Raw genomic sequence first — 21,263 nt, 5'->3', positions numbered from 1 at the left:
CGCTCAAGAAGCGATGGACCCGATCATTGACATAGAAGAAAAAGCTGCCGCTTTTATCAAGCAACAAGGTGGTGTGGTCACGGTGCGGTTTTCACCCCGTCACGGCTGCTGCGGAGGCACGTCGCGCATCGCCATCGCTGAGACATCTGCCCCCAAAGAGACCTCAACATTTGAATGCCACCAACTGCAAGGAACGACGCTCTGGATAGCGCCAGAGCTTATCCAGCAAGGCTTACGGCTTCGGGTGGAAGGGTGGTGGAAGCTGCGGCGGCTATTTGTCGATGGCGCACCGTTACACGCGGGGCACGCGGATGCTCAGCAGCACTAACGTTGCCGCCAACATCAGCAGTGCCGTTAGCCATAATGCGTCAGCGCCCGCTTGATCAATCAGCAGACCAAACAGCAGCGGCGCAAGCGCCTGCAAGGCCCTCGCAGGCACCATGATGAGCCCTTGCCTGCGTCCAAATCCATGAGGGCCAAACAACGCCAGCGGCAGCGTGCCGGAGGCAATCGTCATCATGCCGTTGCCAGCACCATGGAGTAACGCAAACCCAGCGGCGGGCATCCCAAAGAGTGTTAATAGTGCCGCTCCTAGCGGATGAAGCGTGGTGGCGACCCTCCCTGCCACCAAGGGATGAAAGCGGCGAAGTAGCACGAACTCCCCCATTCGCGCCGCCACTTGGGCTGGCCCCACCAAAGCCGCTGCGGCAATCGCCACCGAAAGCGACACCCCGCTCTCCTGTAAAAGCCGCGGCAGATGCGCCGCCATCGCGGTGGAGACAAACCACCCCGCCGCAAAGACGTAGGCCAGGAGTAGCATGGTGAAACGAGGCCGATCGGGAGAAACGGAGGTTGTGCTCGACGCGTTGAATTCAGCGCTAGGCTCCGCTTTTGGCAGTCGAGCGTTCAATGGTAGGCCCACCAACACATGCGCCAACGCCCAGCTAGCACAGGCGACACGCCAGCCCCACTCGCTCTCAATGAAGGCAGTGACTGGCCAGCCAACGGTGCTGGCAAACCCCGCCACAAGCGTCACCCCAGTAATTGAGGCGCGGGCTTGATTGCCTAACAATCGGCTGAGCGTGGCAAAGGCCGCATCGTATAGCCCTAATGCCATGCCTACGCCAATGACTAGCCAGGCAAACACCAATGACACCGCCCCTTGCGATAGTGACAGTGCTGCAAGCCCCAGTGCCATAACGCCATTAGACGCCATCAGCACGCCGCGCCCCCCTTGGCGGTCAATCAAGCGCCCCACACTTGGCCCCAATATGGCCACTAGCAGTAGTGCTGCTGAAAACGCCCCAAAGACCCAACTAGAGGAAAGTCCCATTTCGCGGCCAATAGGCACAGCAAGAATGGCGGGCAGATAATAACTGGATGCCCAGGAAAGCGTTTGCGCACTCCCTAACGTGAGCGTCAAACCAATCCTGGGCGAATGGGTCATGCCGCTTGCTTAGGCAACGCAAGGGCCATCATAGAGCTTGCCGCCACCAAGGCAGCCGCCACCCAAAGGCAGGCACTCAGGCCGTATTCCATGTAGAGCCACCCGGAGAGCAGCGTGCCGACCAAGCGCCCCATGGCATTAGCCATATAGTAAAACCCTACGTCCATCGAGACGCCGTCAGCGCGGGCATAGTGAACGATCAGATAACTGTGCCAACTGGAGTTCACGGCAAACAGCACGCCAAACGCCAACAGGCCCACCACCAGCCAGCCCACCTGCGCCAAGGGAAGTAGCGCTAGCAGAATGGCCAAAACGGCCAGGGCGGCGGCCCAGCCAGCGGTGATGGTTCTCGCATCGCCTTTTAGTAAGGCAGTGAGCTTCGGCGCTTGGGTTTGCACTCCGCCGTAGCCAATAATCCAAGCCGCTAATAGACCGCCCACGGTCCAGTGGCTCCAGCCGTGCTGATCATAAAGAAAGACCGGCAGCGCCACGACAAACCACACATCACGAGAAGCAAACAGACAAAACCGCGCGGCAGAGAGCACGTTGATGGCGCGGGATTTTGAAAAGATCTCGGAGAACTTGGGTTTGACTTTTTGCTTGCCCAAATCCGCCTTGAGGCGCCAGAGTGATAGTAGCAGGACAGCACCCAGCATAATGGCCATGGCAATGACCGCCCCACGAAAGCCAATCAGCGTGAGCAGCACACCGCCAACAAAAAAGCCCAGGCCTTTCAGGGCATTTTTAGAGCCGGTCAACATAGCGACCCAGCGGTACAAGGCGCTGTTGGCATTGGCACTCGTGGCCGGCACCAGCACCTTCACGGCGCTTTTAGCGCTCATCTTATTCAGGTCTTTGGCAATGCCCGACAGCGCCTGGGCGGCCATTACCCACACAACGGTCAGCATGCTTGCCGGTACCATTAGCATGGCAAGCGCCACGATTTGCAGCCCTAACCCCACGTTCATAGTGCGGTTCAGGCCCAATCGCGCCCCTAGCCAGCCGCCCACCAAGTTCGTTACCACGCCAAACGCTTCGTAGAACAGAAACAGCATGGCGATTTGCAGCGGCGAGTAGCCTAGCTGGTGGAAATACATCACCACCAGCATCCGCAGCGCACCGTCGGTAATGGTGAACGCCCAGTAGTTGCCGGTAATCAGCATGTACTGGCGCACCTCGAACGGTAGCGACTTGACCTTGCTTAGCAGTGACTCAGCCACGGCCAACCGGCTCCCCGCCCACCATACGTGCCAGCTCGGCGGTACGATTAGCGTAACCCCACTCGTTGTCGTACCACGCGTAGAGTTTTAACTGGGTGCCGTTCACCACCATGGTAGAGAGGGCATCAATAATCGAGCTACGCGGGTCCGTACGGTAGTCAATCGATACCAGCGGGCGCTCTTCATAGCCCAGAATGCCTTTGAGGGGGCCTTCGGCGGCAGCCTTGAGCGCTTGATTCACCTCCTCGACGGTCACTTCGCGTTCAAGCTCGAACACCATATCGGTGAGCGATGCGTTAGCCAACGGTACGCGGATCGCGTGGCCGTTAAGCTTGCCTTCAAGCTCAGGAAAAATCGCCGTAATGGCTTTCGCCGATCCCGTGGTGGTAGGAATGAGGCTCATGCCGCAGGCGCGGGCGCGGCGCAGGTCTTTATGGGGTGCATCCAAAATGGTTTGGGTATTGGTAATGTCATGCACGGTGGTCATGGAGCCGTGACGAATACCGAAATGCTCAAGAATCACTTTGACGACCGGCGCTAGGCAGTTAGTGGTGCAGCTAGCGGCCGTGACAATACGGTGCTTGGCTGGCTCAAACAGGTGATCGTTCACACCCACCACCACATTGAGCACGCCCTCCTCTTTCACCGGCGCACTCACCACCACGCGCCCAACGCCTTGATCCAGGTAAGCCTGCAGCTGGTCGGTACTTTTCATTTTACCAGAGCACTCGATGACCACATCGCAGCCGGACCAGTCGCTTTCCGCAATGGTTTTATGAGCGCTAAAGGCCACCTCATGACCATCAATGACCATAGCATCCTGACGCGCTGCCATGCCCTGCCCTGGCGTCCATTGGCCGTGGACGGAATCAAACTCCAATAAATGGGCAAAGGTGGCCGCATCACCACCGGGGTCGTTAACACGCACCAACGTCACCTCGCCTGCCGCCACCTGCGGCCAGAGGCTGCGCAGCGCTAGGCGTCCAATACGGCCAAATCCGTTAATACCGATGCGAAGTGACATAGGTCGACCCTCCAAATGTGCAATAAAGCCAAAGCCTACCGCTTATATACGACAATTCATATATTGGCAGATAAAAAAACGCTGCTTGAAGGCCCGCCACAATAGCGGGCCCAAAGCAGCGATCTATTTAGCCGTAACGGCCAGAGATATAGTCTTCGGTTTTCTTCTGTGCCGGGGTCGAGAACATCACTTTCGTGTCGTTGTACTCGATGATTTCACCCAGGTGGAAGAACGCCGTGTAGTCCGCCACGCGCGCCGCCTGCTGCATGTTGTGCGTCACGGTCACGATGGTGAACTGCTCTTTCAGCTTATCCATCAAATCTTCGATGGTTGCTGTGGAGATTGGGTCCAGGGCTGAGGTCGGTTCATCCATCAAAATGACGTCAGGCTGTACAGCAATCGCCCGTGCAATGCACAAACGCTGCTGCTGACCGCCAGACAGCGAAGTGCCAGGCTCTTGCAGCTTGTCTTTCACTTCGTTCCATAAACCCGCATCGCGCAGGGCTTTCTCGACCAGCTCGTCCTGGTCGGCTTTACGGCTCACCAGGTCGTGCATACGCGGTGCGTAGGCGATGTTTTCGTAGATGGATTTCGGGAACGGGTTAGGCTTCTGGAACACCATCCCCACCCGGCGGCGCAGCGCCACCTCATCCATCTTGCCAGCATTCACATCCTGGCCATCCATCTCCACCAGGCCTTCTACATGCACGCTGGGGATCAAGTCGTTCATACGGTTCAAGCAGCGTAAAAAGGTCGACTTACCGCACCCCGAAGGGCCAATCAGCGCGGTCACGTTCTTCTGGAACAGGTCGATGTTCAGCCCTTTCAACGCTTGGCTCTTGCCGTACCACAGGTTGAGGTCGCGAACACGAATACTAAGGTCGTGGCACGCTTGCTCGTTACGTGTATAAGGCTGACCAACGTCTGGTGCATGCTGCTGATTCATAACGGGTGCTTGGCTATTCATAAGGTGTCCTCTTGGGCGCCGGCTTACCAGCGACGCTCGAATTTCTTGCGTAGCACAACGGCAAAGGCGTTGAGCGAAATCAGCACAGTCAGTAGCACTAGGATGCCACCAGCGGTTTTTTCAACGAAAGCCTGTTCCGGCTCACCTGACCAGGTAAAGATCTGTGCAGGCATAACAGTCGCTGCCTGGGTAAAGGAAGCGCCTACATCCGGAATAAAGGCCACCATCCCCACGATGATCAGCGGTGCTGTTTCACCCATTGCCTGGGCCAAGCCAATAATAGAGCCGGTCATGATACCGGGCATCGCTAATGGAAGAACGTGATCGCGAACCACTTGCCAGCGCGAACAGCCCACCCCAAACGCGGCGTGGCGAATGGAGTCCGGCACGCTACGCAGCGCAGTACGCGTAGCAATAATAACTACCGGTAGCGTCATCAGTGCCAACGTCATACCACCCGCCAGCGGTGATGAGCGTGGTACACCAAAGAAGTTGATAAAAATCGCCAGACCTAGCAAACCAAACAGAATCGATGGAATCGCTGCTAGGTTGTTGATGTTGATCTCAATGATCTGGGTAAAACGGTTATCCGGAGCAAACTCTTCCAGATAAATAGCCGTCATCACGCCGATGGGGAAAGAGATCAACAGCGTCACGATCATGGTCATGATGGTACCGACCACCGCCGACAAGATACCGGCGTTCTCGGCGATTTTTGAATCCCCAGAACCGAAGAACGTTTTATTAAAGCGCAAATCGACCTGACCTGCGGCAACACGCTCATCAATCTCAGCTTTTTCTTCGTCGCTCAAGCGATTCCGATGCCCTTTCAGGTACTGATCCACTTCACTGGTGGCCAGCATCCAGCGCTGCTCGGAGGTACCGATCATCTCTGGGTTATTGCGCAATTGAAGCGGGATGACGCGGACCACGGTGCGGCTAATCAGCGGCAGCAGCTCCTCCTCAAACGCTTGGCGACCATCCCGGCTCGCTTCTTCGGTGTAGCGTACTTCAGTATTGATATAGGCCTGCTGGAAAGCAGGTAGGCCTTTGCTCAGCATGTCAGCAAAGAACAGCACTAAGAACAGGCCTGCTAAGCCCAGCGCGCCCATGGAGATCCACTTCAGGCGTGCCGACTTACGGTGACGCCGCTTAAGCTGCTGGCTGATCTCGTCAAAAGAGTGGCTCATCGAATCAGTTCCTCGGCGTTACAGGTTGTTCACGCGGTATTTTTCGCGGAAGCGGCGAATCATTAATACAGATACCAGGTTGAGCGTCAGGGTTACGACAAACAGCACAAGACCCAGCGCGAATGCAGAGAGCGTTTCAGCACTCTCGAACTCTTGGTCGCCCGTTAGCGATGCCACAATACGTACGGTCACAGTGGTCATGTCTTCTAGCGGGTTCGCCGTTAAGTTCGGGCGCATACCCGCCGCCATCACCACAATCATGGTCTCACCCAGCGCTCGTGACATACCCAGCAGTGCGGCAGAGATAATACCGGGCAGCGCCGCAGGTATGACCACGTCACGGATGGTTTCACCTTTCGTCATCCCTAGTGCCAGCGAGCCTTGACGCATGCTGTCAGGCACAGAGTTAATCACGTCATCAGAGAGCGACGAGATAAACGGGATGATCATGATGCCCATCACGATGCCAGGGGCAACGGCGTTGTTATAAGAGGCATCCAGGCCAAAGAAGCCGGCGATGTTGACGATGATCGGTGCAACGGTAATGGCGGCGAAGAAGCCGTAAACCACCGTGGGAATACCTGCCAACACCTCAAGCACCGGCTTAGCGATCGTGCGCACCCGCTGAGGGGCGTACTCCGACATGTATATAGCCGACAGCAGGCCAACGGGCACTGCCACCAGCAGCGCAATCGCCGTGATCATGAAGGTACCTGCGAACAGCGGTACCGAACCAAACTCTGCAGCGCTACCGTCACCACGTCCGGCGGCGGCTAGGAAGCTCGCCCCTGGATTCCAGGTTGTGCCGGTAATGAACTCCCAGAAGCTGTGCATTTGGAAAAAGCGCAGCGCTTCCGAGATGATCGAAAACAGAATACCAAAGGTAGTAAAGATCGAGATCATCGCCGCGCCGGTTAGTACCCAGCGAATCACCCGTTCAATGGCTTGGCGGGCGTGAAAATGAGGCTTCACTTGAGCCACACCGACAGCCAAACCAGCCGCAGCGACCACTAAACTCGCGGCCAGCAAATACATGGGCGGAATATCCGCACCTAACAACAGTAACAACAGCGAACCTACCGCACCCACCAACACCGCAGGACCCGCCGTTGAGAGAACAGCAAACCACGCATACTGATCAGGCTGTGCATACATGGCCGTGCCAGAAGCACGCACTCGCGCAGCCTTGGCTCGACCTACAAAAAAGGCTACTAGCCCAAGCAGCAAGAGCACTGTGCAAAAGAGTAAAAGTAGCTGGTTTGTTTGCATCGAATTTCTCTCGCATCACCTAATGAAATCGTGTTGGCTGCTACTTTGGATTAAAAACATGACAGCAATATGACAAAGACAGCGCGACCCAAAAACAAATGGCCGGTAGCAAAGGCTACCGGCCATGTTGTCACTATGTGCTAGCGATTATTCCAGATCAGCAGCAACCAGCTTAACGCGGTCAGCGACTTTCTGGCGAGCCTGCTCACGCTCTGCTTCCGGCAGCGGAATCAGGCCGATGTCTACCAGATAACCGTCAGAACCGATCATCTGATCTTCCATGAACATGTTGGCGTAATCGTACATCGGAGTTACTTCGTCAGCGTGCTGGTTCTTCACGTAGAACCACAGTGAACGAGCAACCGGGTACTCACCAGAGCTGATAGCTTCAACTTCAGGCTCAACACCGCCGATGGTCGCACCCATGATGGTGTCCGGGTTCTCTTCCAGGAAAGAGTAACCGAAGATACCGAAGGCACCAGTGTCTTCCGCCAGACGCTGAACGATCAGGTTGTCGTTCTCACCTGCGTCGATGTAAACACCGTCAGTACGGATATCGGTGTAACCTTCTTCACCGTAGATGTCCATTTCGGCAGAGGCGGCTTCCATCACCAGCTCTTCGAACGCATCACGGGTACCGGAAGTGCTGGGCGGGCCATAAATAGAGATGGCGCGATCCGGCAGAGAAGCGTCGATGTCGCTCCAGTTGGTGTAGGGGTTGTCTACCAGTTCGCCGTCGACCGGCACCTGGGCAGCAACCGCCAGGAAGATTTGCTCAAGGGACAGGTCGATCGGCTCGTTAGATACGGACAAGCCCAGAACGATACCGTCGGAACCAATTTTGGCTTCGGTAACGTCAGTCACGCCGTTCTCTTCACAACGCTCAAGCTCAGACAGCTTCATGCGACGAGAAGCGTTGGTGATGTCCGGAGTGCCTTCGCCAACACCGTTACAGAACAGACGAATACCACCGCCAGAACCCGTGGACTCGATCACCGGCGTCGGGTAGTTGGTCAGCGCGCCAAACTCTTCAGTAACGTAGCTGGCAAACGGGTAAACAGTACTGGAGCCAACGATACGAATCTGGTCACGCGCCTGTGCCACACCGGCAACGCTCATTACAGCCGCCGCAATGACGGTGGTTTTTAGAATACGGTTCATGCGAAATACTCCTGTCGATGTAGGGTTCTGGCCTTCGCATGACGTACTTTGCACCCCTTCGATGACATCTTTATGACATCACCAAAAACGCGCCCATTTTTTTGAAAAAGTTTTTATCTATAGCAGCAGACCGAGCGCGGCGAAGGTACAAAGCCCCAATGAAAGCCGCTGCAGGAGCTGTTTATCCAATCGATGGGCAATGACATCGGCCAATGCATTGCCCAACAAAACGGCAGGAAGAAAAGTAAGCGCCAGCTTGAAGTGCCAAACGCTGATCTGCCCTGCCAGCTCCAGCGTTAGCAGGGTTAACAAAGAGGTGAGGACAAAAAAGGCCGCTAAGTTGCCGCGCATGCGGTCAGGCGAGAAACCGTGCATGAGCAATACGATAGGCGGCCCGCCGATGGCCGCCACCGTTCCAAAAATGCCGGAGAGGATACCCGCCACAAATAGCGTGAAGCGGTTCACCGGCAGCTCGAAGCGGCATACCGTGACCAGCACGGCAAATAGCACGATGGCGGCAATTAACTTTTCCAGCACGACCATCGGCGCTGCCAGCAACAGCCAAATGCCCAGGCCGTTACCCGGTAAGCGGCCAATCAGGGCAACGCCAATTTCCTTTAGCCTCACCTCATGCCAATAACGGCGTACCATCATCAACGAAACGGTAAAACCAAACAGTACCAACATCACCGGTACCAGCCGTGGCTCTATCATTAACAGCAGCGGTGCGCCCACCACCGCCAAGCCAAAGCCCGTGGCCCGCTGCACGAAAGCGCCCAGTAGCAGCACGGCCGCGCAGGCTAACCAGCTATCCAAAGGCATCTCTAACCACTGCAGCAGGCTATCCATTACTACGCTTCATCACAACGCTTCATCCGCCTTTGGGGTTTCGGTCAGCACTCTTACGCCGATATTACCCAGCAGGGCAGCGCCTAGCATGGTTAATACCATGGGCCACAAGTGCTCTACTTGAAACAGCCCCACCAGCACGCCTGCCAACGCGCCACAGCTAAACTGTATGCCGCCCAGCAGCGCGGTAGCCGTAGCACTGATGTGGCCAAAATAATCCAGAAGTGAAGAGATAGCGTTGGGCGTGATCAGGCCAATCATGCCGGTAAACATCATCACCAGTGGCACCACGACATACAGCGATGCCACGTTAAACGCCGTCGCCAGCACAAGCCCTATGGCCGCCACCAACTGAACGGCTAAGCCTAAACGCAAATTCTGCTGCGGTGAGCGCTTGCGCAGCAGGTGAATATTGACGCGATTGGAGAGTGCAATCACTACCACGTTAACCCCAAACACTAAGGGGTAAACGCTGGGCGACAGCGAGAAATAGTCCAAGTATAAAAACGGCGATGCAGTCACAAAGGCAAATAGCCCGGCAAACGAAGCCGCGACGGCGCAGATATAGCCCATGCCCTCTTTATGGCGCAGCACGCTGGCGTAGTTGCGGATCACCTGACGAGGCGACGCCGCCGGTAGGCTGGTGTCACGGGTTTCAGGCAGGCGCGTGCCTAATAGCCAAAGTAAAAAACCGGCATACACCGCCAGAAATACAAAGATTAGCCACCAGCCAGCAATGTGTAGCAGCAAGCTACCCACCGCCGGTGCCACCAGTGGGGCCAGCATCATAATCATGGCCATGGTGGACATCACCTTGGCCGCCTCACGCCCGCTGAAACAGTCACGCACGATGGCCGCCGAATTCACCACGCAGGCGCCGCCCCCTAGCGCTTGAACAAACCGCCACACTAAAAGAGACGTTAAGCTATCCGCCGTGGTAATCATTAAGCTGGCCAGCATAAACACCACCAGCCCACTTAACAGTACCGGCTTACGGCCTAAACGATCCGATAACGGACCAAAACAAAGTTGCCCCAGCGCAAACCCAAACAAGAACATACTGATTGAGAGTTCGGTATGGTGAATGCTGGCATTAATACTCTCAGCCAAGATCCCAATGGCAGGCAGATAGGCATCAATCGCGAAAGGTGCAAGTGCCGTGTTGGCTGCCACCAACAGCGCCACTCGACGAGGATTAAGTTCCATAAGCCTCCTTGAAATGGGCGTAAAAAAGCGGAGGACACCGCCAAAAAGATAGGCCGCTAATCATAATCGATTTCAATTCATTTGTCGGCGCCTGTTCGTCACGCGCAGCCCTTGCTAAAGTACTTCAAGGACAACCAAGGAGCACTGCATGGCCACTAGCCTATTAAGCCAATTAAAAGAGATGACCACCGTGGTTGCTGACACGGGCGACCTAGAGGCTATTCGCCGCTTTCAGCCCCAGGATGCAACGACTAACCCCTCCCTGATCCTTCAGGCGGCTCAGCAAGAAGAGCGTCGCGCTCGGTTGGCAAGCATTGCCAAAGAGAGCACCGACCTTGATGCCGCCGTTGATCGTGTGGCGGTCGATATTGGAAGCGAGATTAGCAAGCTGGTACCCGGCTACGTCTCCACCGAAGTGAGCGCCCGCCTCTCCTTTGATCGCGATGCGACCATTGCAAAAGCGCACTCGCTAATTGAGCGCTACGCTGCCTATGGCGTTGGCCCTGAGCGTATCTTGATTAAGATGGCGTCTACTTGGGAAGGGATTCAAGCGGCCCGTCAACTGGAGCGCGACGGTATTCGCACCAACCTGACGCTGCTGTTTGGTTTTGCCCAGGCGCAGGCCTGTGCTGACGCTGGCGCAACGCTTATTTCACCGTTTGTGGGCCGTATTCTCGACTGGCACAAAGCGCGCTCGCCTGAGGATGATTTCAGCGGTGCCAATGATCCAGGCGTTCAGTCGGTTAAGCGTATTTATGATTACTATAAAGGCCACGGCTACCCGACGATTGTGATGGGCGCCAGCTTCCGCAATATAGGCGAAATTCAAGCGCTGGCCGGCTGCGACCGTTTAACTATTTCACCCGCCCTGCTCAACGAACTAGATGAGCTAGAGGGAGAACTTCCTCAGCAGCTAACGCCCATGGGTGCCAGCAGCTCGGTAGAGCAAGCGCTCGCCCAGGCAGATTTCCGCTGGGAAATGAACGAAGATGAAATGGCGTCGGATAAGCTGGCGGAAGGTATTCGGAAATTTATGGCAGACCAACGCAAGCTTGAAGAGCTGCTGGGTACATTGCGTAAGCAGTGAGCGCAGAGAGGAACAAACCAAGCTTTAGATACTGATTTTATAGATACATCGTCAGTAGCGCCCTCCACCCTCCCGGGCAGGAGGGCGTTTTATTTATGCACGGCGGTTGATTGCGCTTCAAGCATTTCGACCAGCGGCTGAAACTGCTCGCGATTATGCTCGTTCATGTGCATTAAAATGCGGTGTGCTTCCAAGATACGCTCGCGCAACCCCTCTTCATCGGCAGGCTCAGCAGGCAGCTCTTCCATTGATGAATTGAGGGTAGTCGATTGCTTCAGCGGTGCTTCCATGAGGGTGAAAAAACGCGCAAACCCCATGACGTCAAGCATCTGACGTACGTCGGGATTGTTCGCAATAATCGTAGGGGGCTGTTCCAACCGCCCTTTCACCGCCATCGCCACTTTGGCCAAGAAGCCTAGTGCCGTTGAGTCGACATTGGTCGCTTCACGCAGGTCAATCATCACCGCCTGGAGCCCAGGGGTTTCAGCAAGACGTTGCGCTTGGGTATCTAAGGTGGCGCATAACGTCAATCGCACATCACCACATAGCTTTAGTACAAAAACACCAGAGTTGAACGCCGCTTTAATGCGGCCCTCTTCAATCAGCATGACCAAATCCGCTCACCATCATGATTGTCAGGTCATCGGGTAAAGCATCGCGGTCTTGGTTCGCCTCATCATCCTCATCGCCCTCTATCAAGAGCGAGTTGGTGTTGGCTAGCCGGTCGCGCAGCTGCTCAAGCGTGACACTTTCGCTAACGAGTTGCTCAAGTTCCGTGAGCCGCGTGTCGAGCGTTTTACCCGGCAAGCATTCCAATACACCGTCTGAACACAGCCACAACCGAAAGTTGGCCGGTAAAGCACAGCTAAGCGAAGGATACTCCACATCAGGGAAAAGACCTACAGGCATTCCTTCCCCCGTTAAGCGCTCTAGTTTCCCATCTGCCGCTAATAGCGGCATAGGTAGCTGTGCACCGAGCGAATAGTGCAGAGTCTGCTCCTCATGGTCAATAACGCCTACAAATAATGTGGCGTGCTTACCGATGTCGGTATCCTGCAGTTCACGGTTCATGGCTGCCAGCCAATTGGGCGGCAACTGCTCTGGTGACTGGCCATCCCACTCGTTCAACCACCGGTTGCACAGGTATTTTAACAAGACAGTCACAAACGCCGACGATGCACCGTGCCCCGAGACATCGGCAAAATAGAAGGCACTAAAGCGGTCGTTATAACGTTGATAATCGAGGAAGTCTCCAGACAGATAGAGCGATGGTGCAAACCAATAATCGTAATAAACGCCGTTGATCACTTTAGGGTGCGCGGGCAAAAGCCGCCGCTGTATATGCCCGCCGCTTTGCTGGTCCATGCGCAGCAGCGCCAAGTGGGTTTCAAGGCTCTCGTTGAGTTCGGCCAAGCGCTGGCGATCCCGGTCACGCTCTTGGGCCAGCGTATGCAGCTCTATCGCTTTACGAATCATCCGCCGCAGCAGCTCAGCGTGGCGCAAAGGGTGCACAATATAATCCACCAAGCCCACGTCGATCGCTTTAATTAAGTCGGCATCCTGACGTGAATCGCTGACCACCAGGGTGGGCAACCGGCGCGTCAGCTGCGACCACTGCTGGCGAGGGACCGCACGTGCATGCGCCACAATAAGCGCTGTACCGCCCGGTAAGTGGTCTATGTTATCCGCTGCAAACACCCACATGCCGTCACAGGTAATTGCCTCAGCCAGCGCATCACGCTCAGGGCCGGGTTCGTCGATTACCGCGATCAACTGCTTAGCGTGATCCATGTTTGGCCTCAATCGGCGAAGTCGTCGTCACCGAAGTCGGTATCGTCGAAATCAAAATCGTCCATGGCAAAAGGATCATCGCCTAGCTCACCGTCATTCACTTCAAACTGACGGCGCTGCAGATAAGCATCGCGGATAAAGCGATAGCGATCCCCGGAAATCAGTGACTCTTGGTCCAATAGGCCTGCACGCAGGTGAACAATATCAAGCGCGGTTAAGCCCGCACGCAGCTGATGGTCATCCATATAGGTAATGGGGTGCGCTGCAAAATCAACCGGTAAGCCCGAGGCATCTCTGAGCGTACGCGGACCTAACAAAGGCAGCACTAAATAGCGCGAATCTTCCCACCCCCACACGGCCATGGTTTGGCCGAAATCTTCTTTATCAGCGTTTATTTCCATCAGCGTAGCGTAGTCTAGCAAGCCGCCAATCCCCACCGTAGAGTTGATCACAAACCGGGAGGTTGCTAACCCGGCATTCGCCGGCTTGCCTTGCAGCAAACTGTTAAGCGCGGTGCGCACTTCGCCTAGGTTAGAGAAGAAATTGCCAATGCCTGTTTGCACCGGATCAGGAGTGATGGCTTTGTATCCTTGCGCCACGGGCTTTAGCGCATAACGATCAAGGACATCGTTAAACGTGAATACGCGCCGGTTGAAACTCTCCCAAGGGTCCTGGGGGTCGGCAGCGGATTGCTCTGGCGAAGCGTCTCCTTCTTGAGTCGCCGTGCTGGCGCACCCCGTCATGCTTAGCATGGCTAGCAACACAATGGGCAGCAGTGTCCGCCGTGTGCTTCGGGCTTCTTTTTGGGTTGCCAACAAGCTCAGCATGAATTTTCCTCTTTTAACATAGAACGCTGTTACTAACATAACTGGCGGTAGATAAGGACCGCCGTTTACTGACGACGCAGCACGACACTGCCAGCACTGTAACCCGCACCAAACGAACAAATAACGCCAATATCACCTGCGGATAACGCCTCACGATGAAGATGAAAAGCGATAATCGAACCCGCAGAGCTGGTGTTCGCATAGCGGTCTAAAATAATCGGTGCCTGCGTCTCGCTAGGCTCTTCACCCAGCACTTTACGCGCGATCAGGTCGTTCATGTGGCGATTGGCTTGATGCAACCACATACGCGTTAAATCAGCGCCCGATAATTCTAATGAAGCGAGATGGTCGGTAATGAGCTTAGCGACCATCGGGCACACTTCTTTAAACACACGACGCCCTTCCTGCACGAATAGCTTGTCTAACGCCATTGGGTCGCTATCGGTGACACGATTTAAAAAGCCTGCGTTGTTGCGAATCGCGTTGGAAAACTTCGTCACAAGCCGCGTGCCTAAAATTTCGTAACGCTCACTGGCCACGGCAACATCGCTATTTTCCAGTACCATAGCCGTACAAGCATCGCCGAAAATAAAGTGGCTGTCACGGTCTCTGAAATTCAAATGCGCAGAGCAGATCTCTGGATTCACAATCAGCGCGCGTTTTACGCTGCCTGACGCAATCGCATTGGCCGCTGTTTCTAAAGCGAACGTGGCAGAGCTACACGCCACGTTCATATCAAAGCCGTAACCCGATGTTCCCAGCGCTTGCTGCACTTCTACCGCGACCGCCGGGTAGGCACGCTCTAGGTTTGAGCAAGCCACAATCACCAGCTCAATATCGGCAGCATCAACCTGAGCGGTTTCCAGAGCCTGACGCGCTGCTTGGGTCGCCATCTCGCACTGAATAGATGGTTCATCATTATGACGTTGAGGCAGTTTAGGACGCATACGCTCAGGGTCAAGGATACCGGCTGCATCTAGGACATAACGGCTTTTGATCCCTGAGGCTTTCTCAATAAACTCACTGCTGGAGTACGCCAGTGCTTCCTGCTCGCCACGCGCGATGGCATCCGCATGCTGGGCATTGTGACTATCAACCCACGCATTAAAAGCAGCGACCAACGCCGCGTTATCAATGGCGTTTTCCGGCGTATAGAGCCCTGTACCGGTGATCACTACATTGGTCATGCCTGTCTCCTTATCGCAGCCTCAAAGCGTATCGCCGAAACTGTCAGTAAAATAGCGTGTTGCGAGAATCATCACTCGCTATCACATAAGCCGTTGCTCGTATGAGCCTTAAACGCTGGTGATTTCGTTCCATCGCTTTTCCAAGCGTTTCACGGATACCGGTATCTGAGTGCCTAACTGCTGGGCGAAGAGCGATACGCGCAATTCTTGTATCCACCAGCCAAACGCCACAAGTTCAGGGTCTTCAGCGGCACCTCGGCGCTCGCTTTTACGCCGCGCATCAAAACGTGCTTCTAGCGCTTGGACATCCTGCATCATCATTTGGTCACGGCCACGTTCACGGGCCGCTTTTTCAAGGCGGATGAGTGCCGCTTCTGTATAACGCGGGTACTCGCTAAGCCACTCTCCTGCATCACGGATAAAGCCAGGATAAACCAAGCGCTGCATCTGTGCGCTCACATCGCTATAAACAAGCGCTAAGGCAAAATTAAGCTTCCCTTTAAGCACTTTGGTCACCGCCAGATGCCCTTTAAGCGCCTCTTCAATCCGCGTCAACAGCGACGTTGCGTGTGGAACCAGCTCATTTTCGGCTGCCTGAAGCCGCTCGGTAAGCTCATTGGCAGAACGCGGCAGCGGATGGGTGGCCACCACCTGCGTGAAGACCGCCAACAGCAAATCATCCACTAACGCTTGTTTGCTGCCCACTTTAGCAAAGAGTAAAGCGCACTTTTCCACGCCAGGTAAGCGCTTGATGGCTTTCACCTGTTCAGGCCGCTTGGCGATGGCCAAGCGGGCCACGCCTTCCTGGTGAACCGCCGCCGCCTTCGCAGGGTGATCAAAAAGCGCCACTTTAAAGCTATGGGCCTCGGCCATTAGTGCTGGGTAGGCTTCTACTCGAATGCCCGCTTGCGTGGTCACACGTGACTCGGGCAGCGGCGACTCCGGCAACTCATCCAGAGCGGGCGCTTGGCTTGCCTGATCGGCCAGCGCCTGGGCGCCTGCACTCGCCGCCTCTTCGAAACGCCGCTCCAATGCACGCACGTCGCGCCCTTGGCCTAGCGTCTTACCCGCATGGTCGACAACCTTCACGTTCATGATGAGGTGTGGCGGCAGCAAATCAAGACGCCAATCATCCGGGTGAACGCGGGTGGCGGTGCGGCGGCGGATAAACTCCCCCAGCGCTTCGGTGAGCGGCCGCTCATCGGGCACAAGAGTCTCCAGCGCAGCATCGACCCAGTCGGGGATGGGCACCACTTGGCGACGAATACTTTTCGGCAGCGATTTTAGTAGCGCAATGCACTTTTCACGTAGCAGCCCTGGCACTAACCACGTTAACGCGTGAACAGGCAGCTGAGGCAGCATGGCGGCGGGCACTGTGAGCGTCACGCCGTCATCGTCGGCATCCGGGTCGAAGTGGTAACTGACCGGGTAAGCCACCCCAGAAAGCGTTAGATGATCTGGGTACTGCGCCTGAGTAACGTCGTGGGCATCCCGAGCTTTTAGCGCTTCGATGTCAAACTTCAGCAGCGTGGGGTCTTGGCGCTCGGCCTGCTTACGCCAGTGCTCAAAGCCCTTGCCGTTAACGATATCGGTGGGTATTCGCTCGTCATAGAAGGCGAACAGCGTCTCTTCGTCGACCAAGATATCCCGTCGGCGGGCACGATCTTCTAGCGCCTCTACCTCTTCGATCAGCGCACGGTTATGGGCGAAGAACTCCCCTTTGGTTTGGAACTCGCCTTCCACCAACGCCCGACGAATAAACAGCTCCCGCGACTCCTGGGGCGCAATCGGCCCGTAATGGACGCGACGGCGCGCCACAATCGGCAGGCCAAACAGAGTGACCTGTTCAAACGCCACGACCTGCGCGCGCTTCATTTCCCAATGGGGTTCGCTATAGCTACTTTTCACCAGATGCTGCGCTTGGGGCTCGATCCACTGCGGGTCGATCTTCGCGACGGTGCGCGCAAACAGCTTGGTGGTTTCGATCAGCTCAAAGGCCATGACCCATTTGGGTGTTTTTTTCGCCAGCCCAGAGCCAGGGTGAATCATAAACTTGCGGTTACGTGCACCAAGGTACTCTCGATTCTCAAGCAGCGTGCCCAAATTGGAGAGCAGGCCCGACAGCAGCGCCTGGTGCAGCTTGCCGGATGTTTTTCGCCTTGCCTGCTTGGCCTGCTCTTCGCTCTCGTTCTCATCACGAGGCAGCGGCGCAGGTACCTCAATATCCATATCCCGTAGCAGTTGGCGCAACTGACGGAAAGTATCGTGCCACTCGCGCATGCGCAGGTAGTTAATATAGTGCTCACGACACCAGCGGCGCAGCTGGTTGCCCGACAGTGCCTCGCGGGCGTTTTCGATCCCGTGCCACAGGTTCAGCAGTGCCACGAAGTCAGAATCAGGATCGTGCCAGCGCTGGTGCGCTTGGTCGGCGGCCTGGCGCTTATCGGCGGGCCGGTCGCGGGGATCTTGAATGGCCAGTGCGGACACCACAATCAGTACCTCGCGCAGGCTGCCTCGCTCTGCACCTGCCAGCACCATACGCGCTAAACGCGGGTCGATGGGCAGTTTCGCCAACTTGCGGCCCAGCGCACTCAGGGCATATTGATCATTCACAGCACCCAGTTCGAACAGCAGCCGAAAACCGTCTTTAACAAAACGGTCATCGGGCGGGTCGACAAAGGGGAAGTCTTCAATATTGCCAAGCTTCAGCGCCAGCATCGATAAAATGACCGACGCTAGGTTGGTGCGCTGAATCTCCGGATCGGTGAACGCGGGGCGTGACAAGAAGTCCTCTTCGTCGTAAAGGCGAATGCACACGCCTTCTGCAATCCGCCCGCAGCGGCCTTTACGCTGGTTGGCGCTTGCCTGGCTGATCGGCTCAATGGGCAGCCGCTGAATTTTTGCCCGGTAGCTGTAGCGGCTAATGCGCACCAGGCCAGGGTCAATCACGTAGCGAATCCCCGGCACGGTGAGGGAGGTTTCAGCCACGTTGGTAGCCAGCACGATGCGCCGCCCCCGGTGGGGAGCAAACACACGGTTCTGCTCCTCATTGGAGAGGCGCGCATACAGCGGCAGAATCTCGGTGCCCTTTAAATCCGCGCGGCGCAGCGTATCGGCGGTTTCGCGGATTTCCCGCTCACCGGGTAGAAACACCAGCACATCACGGGGGCCATGCAGCCAGCCTTTTTCACGCTCGATTGTTTCGATCTCACGCACGGCATGCAAAATCCCCTCCTGCAGCGTGCGGTCATCCTCGTCCTCTTCGCTGCGCACCAGGGGGCGGTAGTGGACATCTACCGGGAACGTGCGGCCTGACACCTCGACCACCGGCGCAGGCGTTTTCGTCGAGCCGAAATGGGCCGCAAAGCGCTCTACGTCGATCGTTGCGGAGGTAATGATGACTTTCAGATCAGGACGCTTTGGCAGCAGCCGCTTGAGGTAACCCAGCAGGAAATCGATGTTGAGGCTGCGTTCGTGGGCTTCGTCGATAATCAGCGTGTCGTAGCGCAGCAGCAGCGGGTCGTGCTGCGTCTCAGCCAGCAGGATGCCGTCGGTCATCAGCTTAACGAGTGTGCTCGGCGAGCTTTGGTCATTAAAGCGCACCTGATAGCCCACCTGCTCGCCAAGCGGCACGCTTAGCTCTTCCGCCAGCCTCCCCGCGACACTGCGTGCCGCCAGCCGTCGTGGCTGCGTATGCCCAATCAGGCCTTTCCGGCCACGGCCAAGCTCCAGGCACATCTTGGGCAGCTGAGTGGTTTTACCCGAGCCGGTTTCCCCCGCCACAACCACCACCTGATGGTCGCGAATCGCGGTGAGAATATCCTCACGGCGCTCTACCACCGGCAGCTCTGCCGGGTAATCCAGCGTCACGCGCAAGGCTTCGCGCTGAGCCAGCAGTTGCTTGGCTTTGTCGACTTCCCGCTCCACCTCGTTCAGGCCACGGTCGATCGGCTTCTTTTCTCGCTGCCGACGCCGCAGGCCCGACACACGACGCGAGAGCCGCTCCTGATCACGCAGCATAACGTGGCTCAGCGACTCGGTGAGCGCTGTTAGCGAGGAGGCGTTGTCTTGTGGGGTATCGATGCGGGATGAGTGCGTGTCGGTGGTCACGTTAGGCTCGGTTCCATCTCAGAATAAACGTCGGCCCACTCGTAAGTGGGCCGACCATTGTAACGCTTTCGCGAACGAGACGCCTAACGCCCGCTTGACCGAGTGTTCAACCCTTACGGCGCAGGGGTTGTTTCCTGGTCGCGCAGTTGGCGACGCAGCACCTTACCGACGTTGGTTTTCGGCAGCTCGTCGCGGAACTCGATGTACTTGGGCACTTTATAGGCCGTTAGTTCTTTCTTACACCAAGCGCGCAGCGTTTCAGCGTCAAGCTGGCTGTTTTTGGACACCACAAACAGCTTGATAGCCTCCCCTGCATTCTCGTCGGCAACGCCAACAGCCGCCGCTTCCAGCACATCGGGGTGGGCGGCTACTACGTCTTCAACCTCATTGGGGTAGACGTTAAAGCCCGACACCAGGATCATGTCTTTTTTACGATCAACGATCTTGATGTAGCCATCGTCCTGCAGCACGGCGATATCGCCGGTATGGAACCAGCCGTTTTCATCAATGGCGTTGCGCGTCTCTTCTTCACGCTGCCAGTATCCTTTCATGACCTGCGGGCCTTGCACGCAAAGCTCGCCCGGCTCGCCAAGCGGCACATCGTTACCATCAGCATCGACCACTTTCACCGAGGTGCCCGCTACCGGCTTACCAATCGTACCCAGTTGGATTGCATCGTTAGGGTTGAAGCTGACAATCGGCGAGGTTTCGGTGAGGCCATAACCTTCGGCAATCGGGCAGCCTGTGGTCTCTTCCCAGCGCTGTGCCGCCGCTTTGGTTAACGCCATGCCCCCTGAAATAGTCAGCTTTAATTTGGAGAAGTCGAGCTGCTTGAAATCGTCCCGATTGCACAGCGCGTTAAACAGCGTATTGAGGCCGATAAATCCCGTGAACGGCAGCCCCTTCAGCTCTTTAACGAAATTCGGCAAGTCGCGGGGGTTAGTGATCAGCAGCGAGTGGTTGCCGGTTTCCATCAGGAAAAGGCAGTTCACGGTAAAGGTGTAGATGTGGTACACGGGCAGCGGAGCAATCACCAGCTCTTCGCCGTCCGTGAGATGCTCGCCAATAGCCGAGCGTGCCTGAAGCATATTGGCCACTAGGTTACGGTGGGTCAGCATGGCACCTTTCGGCATACCGGTGGTGCCCCCGGTATACTGCAGCGCCGCTAAGTCGTCCATATTGCGCTCAACGGGCGTGTGCTTTAACGATGCTCCTTTTTTCAGGGCATCACGAAAGCCCACTGCACTTGGCAATGAGTACGCAGGCACCATTTTCTTGACGTGTTTCACAACCGCATTAATCAACCAACGCTTAGGCACATCGTGTAAATCGCCCAGCTGCGTGACCAATACATGCTTGATTTCCGTTTTATCGAGCACTTTCTCAAGCTTGTCGGCCATATTGGCCAGAATCACAATGGCTTTAGCATTGGAGTCTTTAAACTGATGCGCCATCTCCCGCTCGGTGTATAGCGGGTTGGTATTGACCACTACAAGCCCCGCCCGCAGAGCACCAAATACCGCCACCGGAAACTGCAGTACGTTGGGCAGTTGTATAGCAATTCTATCGCCAGGCACTAAGTCGGTTTCATGCTGAAGCCAGGCGGCAAAATGGGCTGAGAGACGGTCAAGGTCGGAAAACGACAGCGTCTTACCCATGCAGGTGAAGGCAGGTTTGTTGGTAAAGCGAGAGACCGCCGAGTGAAAAACATCCGTAACAGAGTGATATTGATCCAATCCTTCAAGCGCTGGTCCGCTTAAAACAGGAGTATTGGCGTGTTCGCTCATGGGCTATCTCCGCTATCCGTGTCGATGTGAGACCGACCTTGTTATTGTGATGACGTTGTTTAAAGAGACTCGACGCCAACGATATACGACGTTCAAGAGACTGTAAAACGATCGATTGAAACTTGCGTTTCAACTTTAGCT

The 21,263-nt window shown here is 56.0% G+C and carries 17 protein-coding genes; 2 read left to right on the top strand and 15 right to left on the bottom strand.

The annotated features are described in order from the left end of the window. Positions 1–13: 13 nt before the first annotated feature. A complete protein-coding gene (locus R0J87_RS16270; RefSeq protein WP_498887465.1) occupies positions 14–328 on the top strand; it encodes a CC/Se motif family (seleno)protein in 315 nt (104 codons plus the stop codon). Here R0J87_RS16270 and R0J87_RS16265 read toward each other — a convergent pair. From R0J87_RS16265 to R0J87_RS16225, 9 genes are all read right to left on the bottom strand, one after another. Beyond that, a complete protein-coding gene (locus tag R0J87_RS16265) occupies positions 293–1,447 on the bottom strand; it encodes an MFS transporter (RefSeq protein WP_498887463.1) in 1,155 nt (384 codons plus the stop codon). The genes R0J87_RS16270 and R0J87_RS16265 overlap by 36 nt on opposite strands. After that, the gene (gene arsJ / locus R0J87_RS16260; RefSeq protein WP_404346002.1) at positions 1,444–2,610 is read right to left on the bottom strand and encodes an organoarsenical effux MFS transporter ArsJ; all 1,167 of its coding nucleotides are present in this window, start codon (positions 2,608–2,610) and stop codon (positions 1,444–1,446) included. The genes R0J87_RS16265 and arsJ overlap by 4 nt, the downstream gene beginning before the upstream one ends. A 49-nt stretch (positions 2,611–2,659) precedes the next feature. Continuing rightward, entirely contained in the window at positions 2,660–3,691 is a 1,032-nt protein-coding gene (locus R0J87_RS16255; protein WP_498887462.1) for an ArsJ-associated glyceraldehyde-3-phosphate dehydrogenase, read from the bottom strand. Positions 3,692–3,818: 127 nt separating this feature from the next. After that, positions 3,819–4,658 (bottom strand): phosphate ABC transporter ATP-binding protein PstB, encoded by an 840-nt coding sequence (gene pstB, locus R0J87_RS16250; RefSeq protein WP_404345329.1) that lies wholly within the window; start codon positions 4,656–4,658, stop codon positions 3,819–3,821. A gap of 23 nt (positions 4,659–4,681) precedes the next feature. Beyond that, positions 4,682–5,848 carry a phosphate ABC transporter permease PstA gene (gene pstA, locus R0J87_RS16245; protein ID WP_498887460.1) on the bottom strand — a complete coding sequence of 389 codons (1,167 nt, stop codon included), beginning with the start codon at positions 5,846–5,848 and terminating at the stop codon, positions 4,682–4,684. Positions 5,849–5,866: 18 nt separating this feature from the next. Then, on the bottom strand, positions 5,867–7,117 hold the full coding sequence (gene pstC, locus R0J87_RS16240) for a phosphate ABC transporter permease subunit PstC (RefSeq protein ID WP_498887459.1): 1,251 nt from the start codon (positions 7,115–7,117) through the stop codon (positions 5,867–5,869). Between the two features lie 147 nt (positions 7,118–7,264). Next, positions 7,265–8,278 (bottom strand): substrate-binding domain-containing protein, encoded by a 1,014-nt coding sequence (locus tag R0J87_RS16235; protein ID WP_498887457.1) that lies wholly within the window; start codon positions 8,276–8,278, stop codon positions 7,265–7,267. Between the two features lie 117 nt (positions 8,279–8,395). Then, a complete protein-coding gene (locus tag R0J87_RS16230; RefSeq protein ID WP_498887455.1) occupies positions 8,396–9,127 on the bottom strand; it encodes a sulfite exporter TauE/SafE family protein in 732 nt (243 codons plus the stop codon). Between the two features lie 12 nt (positions 9,128–9,139). Next, positions 9,140–10,333 carry a multidrug effflux MFS transporter gene (locus R0J87_RS16225; RefSeq protein ID WP_498887454.1) on the bottom strand — a complete coding sequence of 398 codons (1,194 nt, stop codon included), beginning with the start codon at positions 10,331–10,333 and terminating at the stop codon, positions 9,140–9,142. A 148-nt stretch (positions 10,334–10,481) separates the two neighbouring features. Between R0J87_RS16225 and tal the strand changes: the two genes are divergently transcribed. Further along, positions 10,482–11,420, top strand: coding sequence for a transaldolase (tal, locus tag R0J87_RS16220; RefSeq protein ID WP_498887453.1), 939 nt, complete (start codon positions 10,482–10,484; stop codon positions 11,418–11,420). 89 nt (positions 11,421–11,509) lie between these two features. Here the strand turns inward: tal and R0J87_RS16215 are convergent, their stop codons facing one another. From R0J87_RS16215 to R0J87_RS16190, 6 genes are all read right to left on the bottom strand, one after another. After that, a complete protein-coding gene (locus tag R0J87_RS16215; protein ID WP_498887451.1) occupies positions 11,510–12,028 on the bottom strand; it encodes an STAS domain-containing protein in 519 nt (172 codons plus the stop codon). Further along, positions 12,018–13,211, bottom strand: coding sequence for a PP2C family protein-serine/threonine phosphatase (locus R0J87_RS16210; protein WP_498887449.1), 1,194 nt, complete (start codon positions 13,209–13,211; stop codon positions 12,018–12,020). The genes R0J87_RS16215 and R0J87_RS16210 overlap by 11 nt, the downstream gene beginning before the upstream one ends. 8 nt (positions 13,212–13,219) lie before the next feature. After that, positions 13,220–14,038 carry an MlaA family lipoprotein gene (locus R0J87_RS16205; protein WP_498887448.1) on the bottom strand — a complete coding sequence of 273 codons (819 nt, stop codon included), beginning with the start codon at positions 14,036–14,038 and terminating at the stop codon, positions 13,220–13,222. A 65-nt stretch (positions 14,039–14,103) separates the two neighbouring features. Next, positions 14,104–15,225: a beta-ketoacyl-ACP synthase III gene (locus R0J87_RS16200; protein ID WP_404465809.1), complete on the bottom strand. Its 1,122-nt coding sequence runs from the start codon at positions 15,223–15,225 to the stop codon at positions 14,104–14,106. A 108-nt stretch (positions 15,226–15,333) separates the two neighbouring features. After that, positions 15,334–19,245 (bottom strand): ATP-dependent RNA helicase HrpA, encoded by a 3,912-nt coding sequence (gene hrpA, locus R0J87_RS16195; RefSeq protein ID WP_498887481.1) that lies wholly within the window; start codon positions 19,243–19,245, stop codon positions 15,334–15,336. A 203-nt stretch (positions 19,246–19,448) separates the two neighbouring features. Further along, positions 19,449–21,122: an AMP-binding protein gene (locus R0J87_RS16190; protein ID WP_498887446.1), complete on the bottom strand. Its 1,674-nt coding sequence runs from the start codon at positions 21,120–21,122 to the stop codon at positions 19,449–19,451. Between the last annotated feature and the right edge of the window lie 141 nt (positions 21,123–21,263).

It is taken from the genome of Halomonas sp. SIMBA_159 (assembly GCF_046536035.1).
GTDB lineage: Bacteria > Pseudomonadota > Gammaproteobacteria > Pseudomonadales > Halomonadaceae > Vreelandella > Vreelandella venusta_A.
The sequence above is the reverse complement of the archived record's forward strand: the minus strand, read 5'-3'. Positions and strand labels throughout refer to the sequence as shown.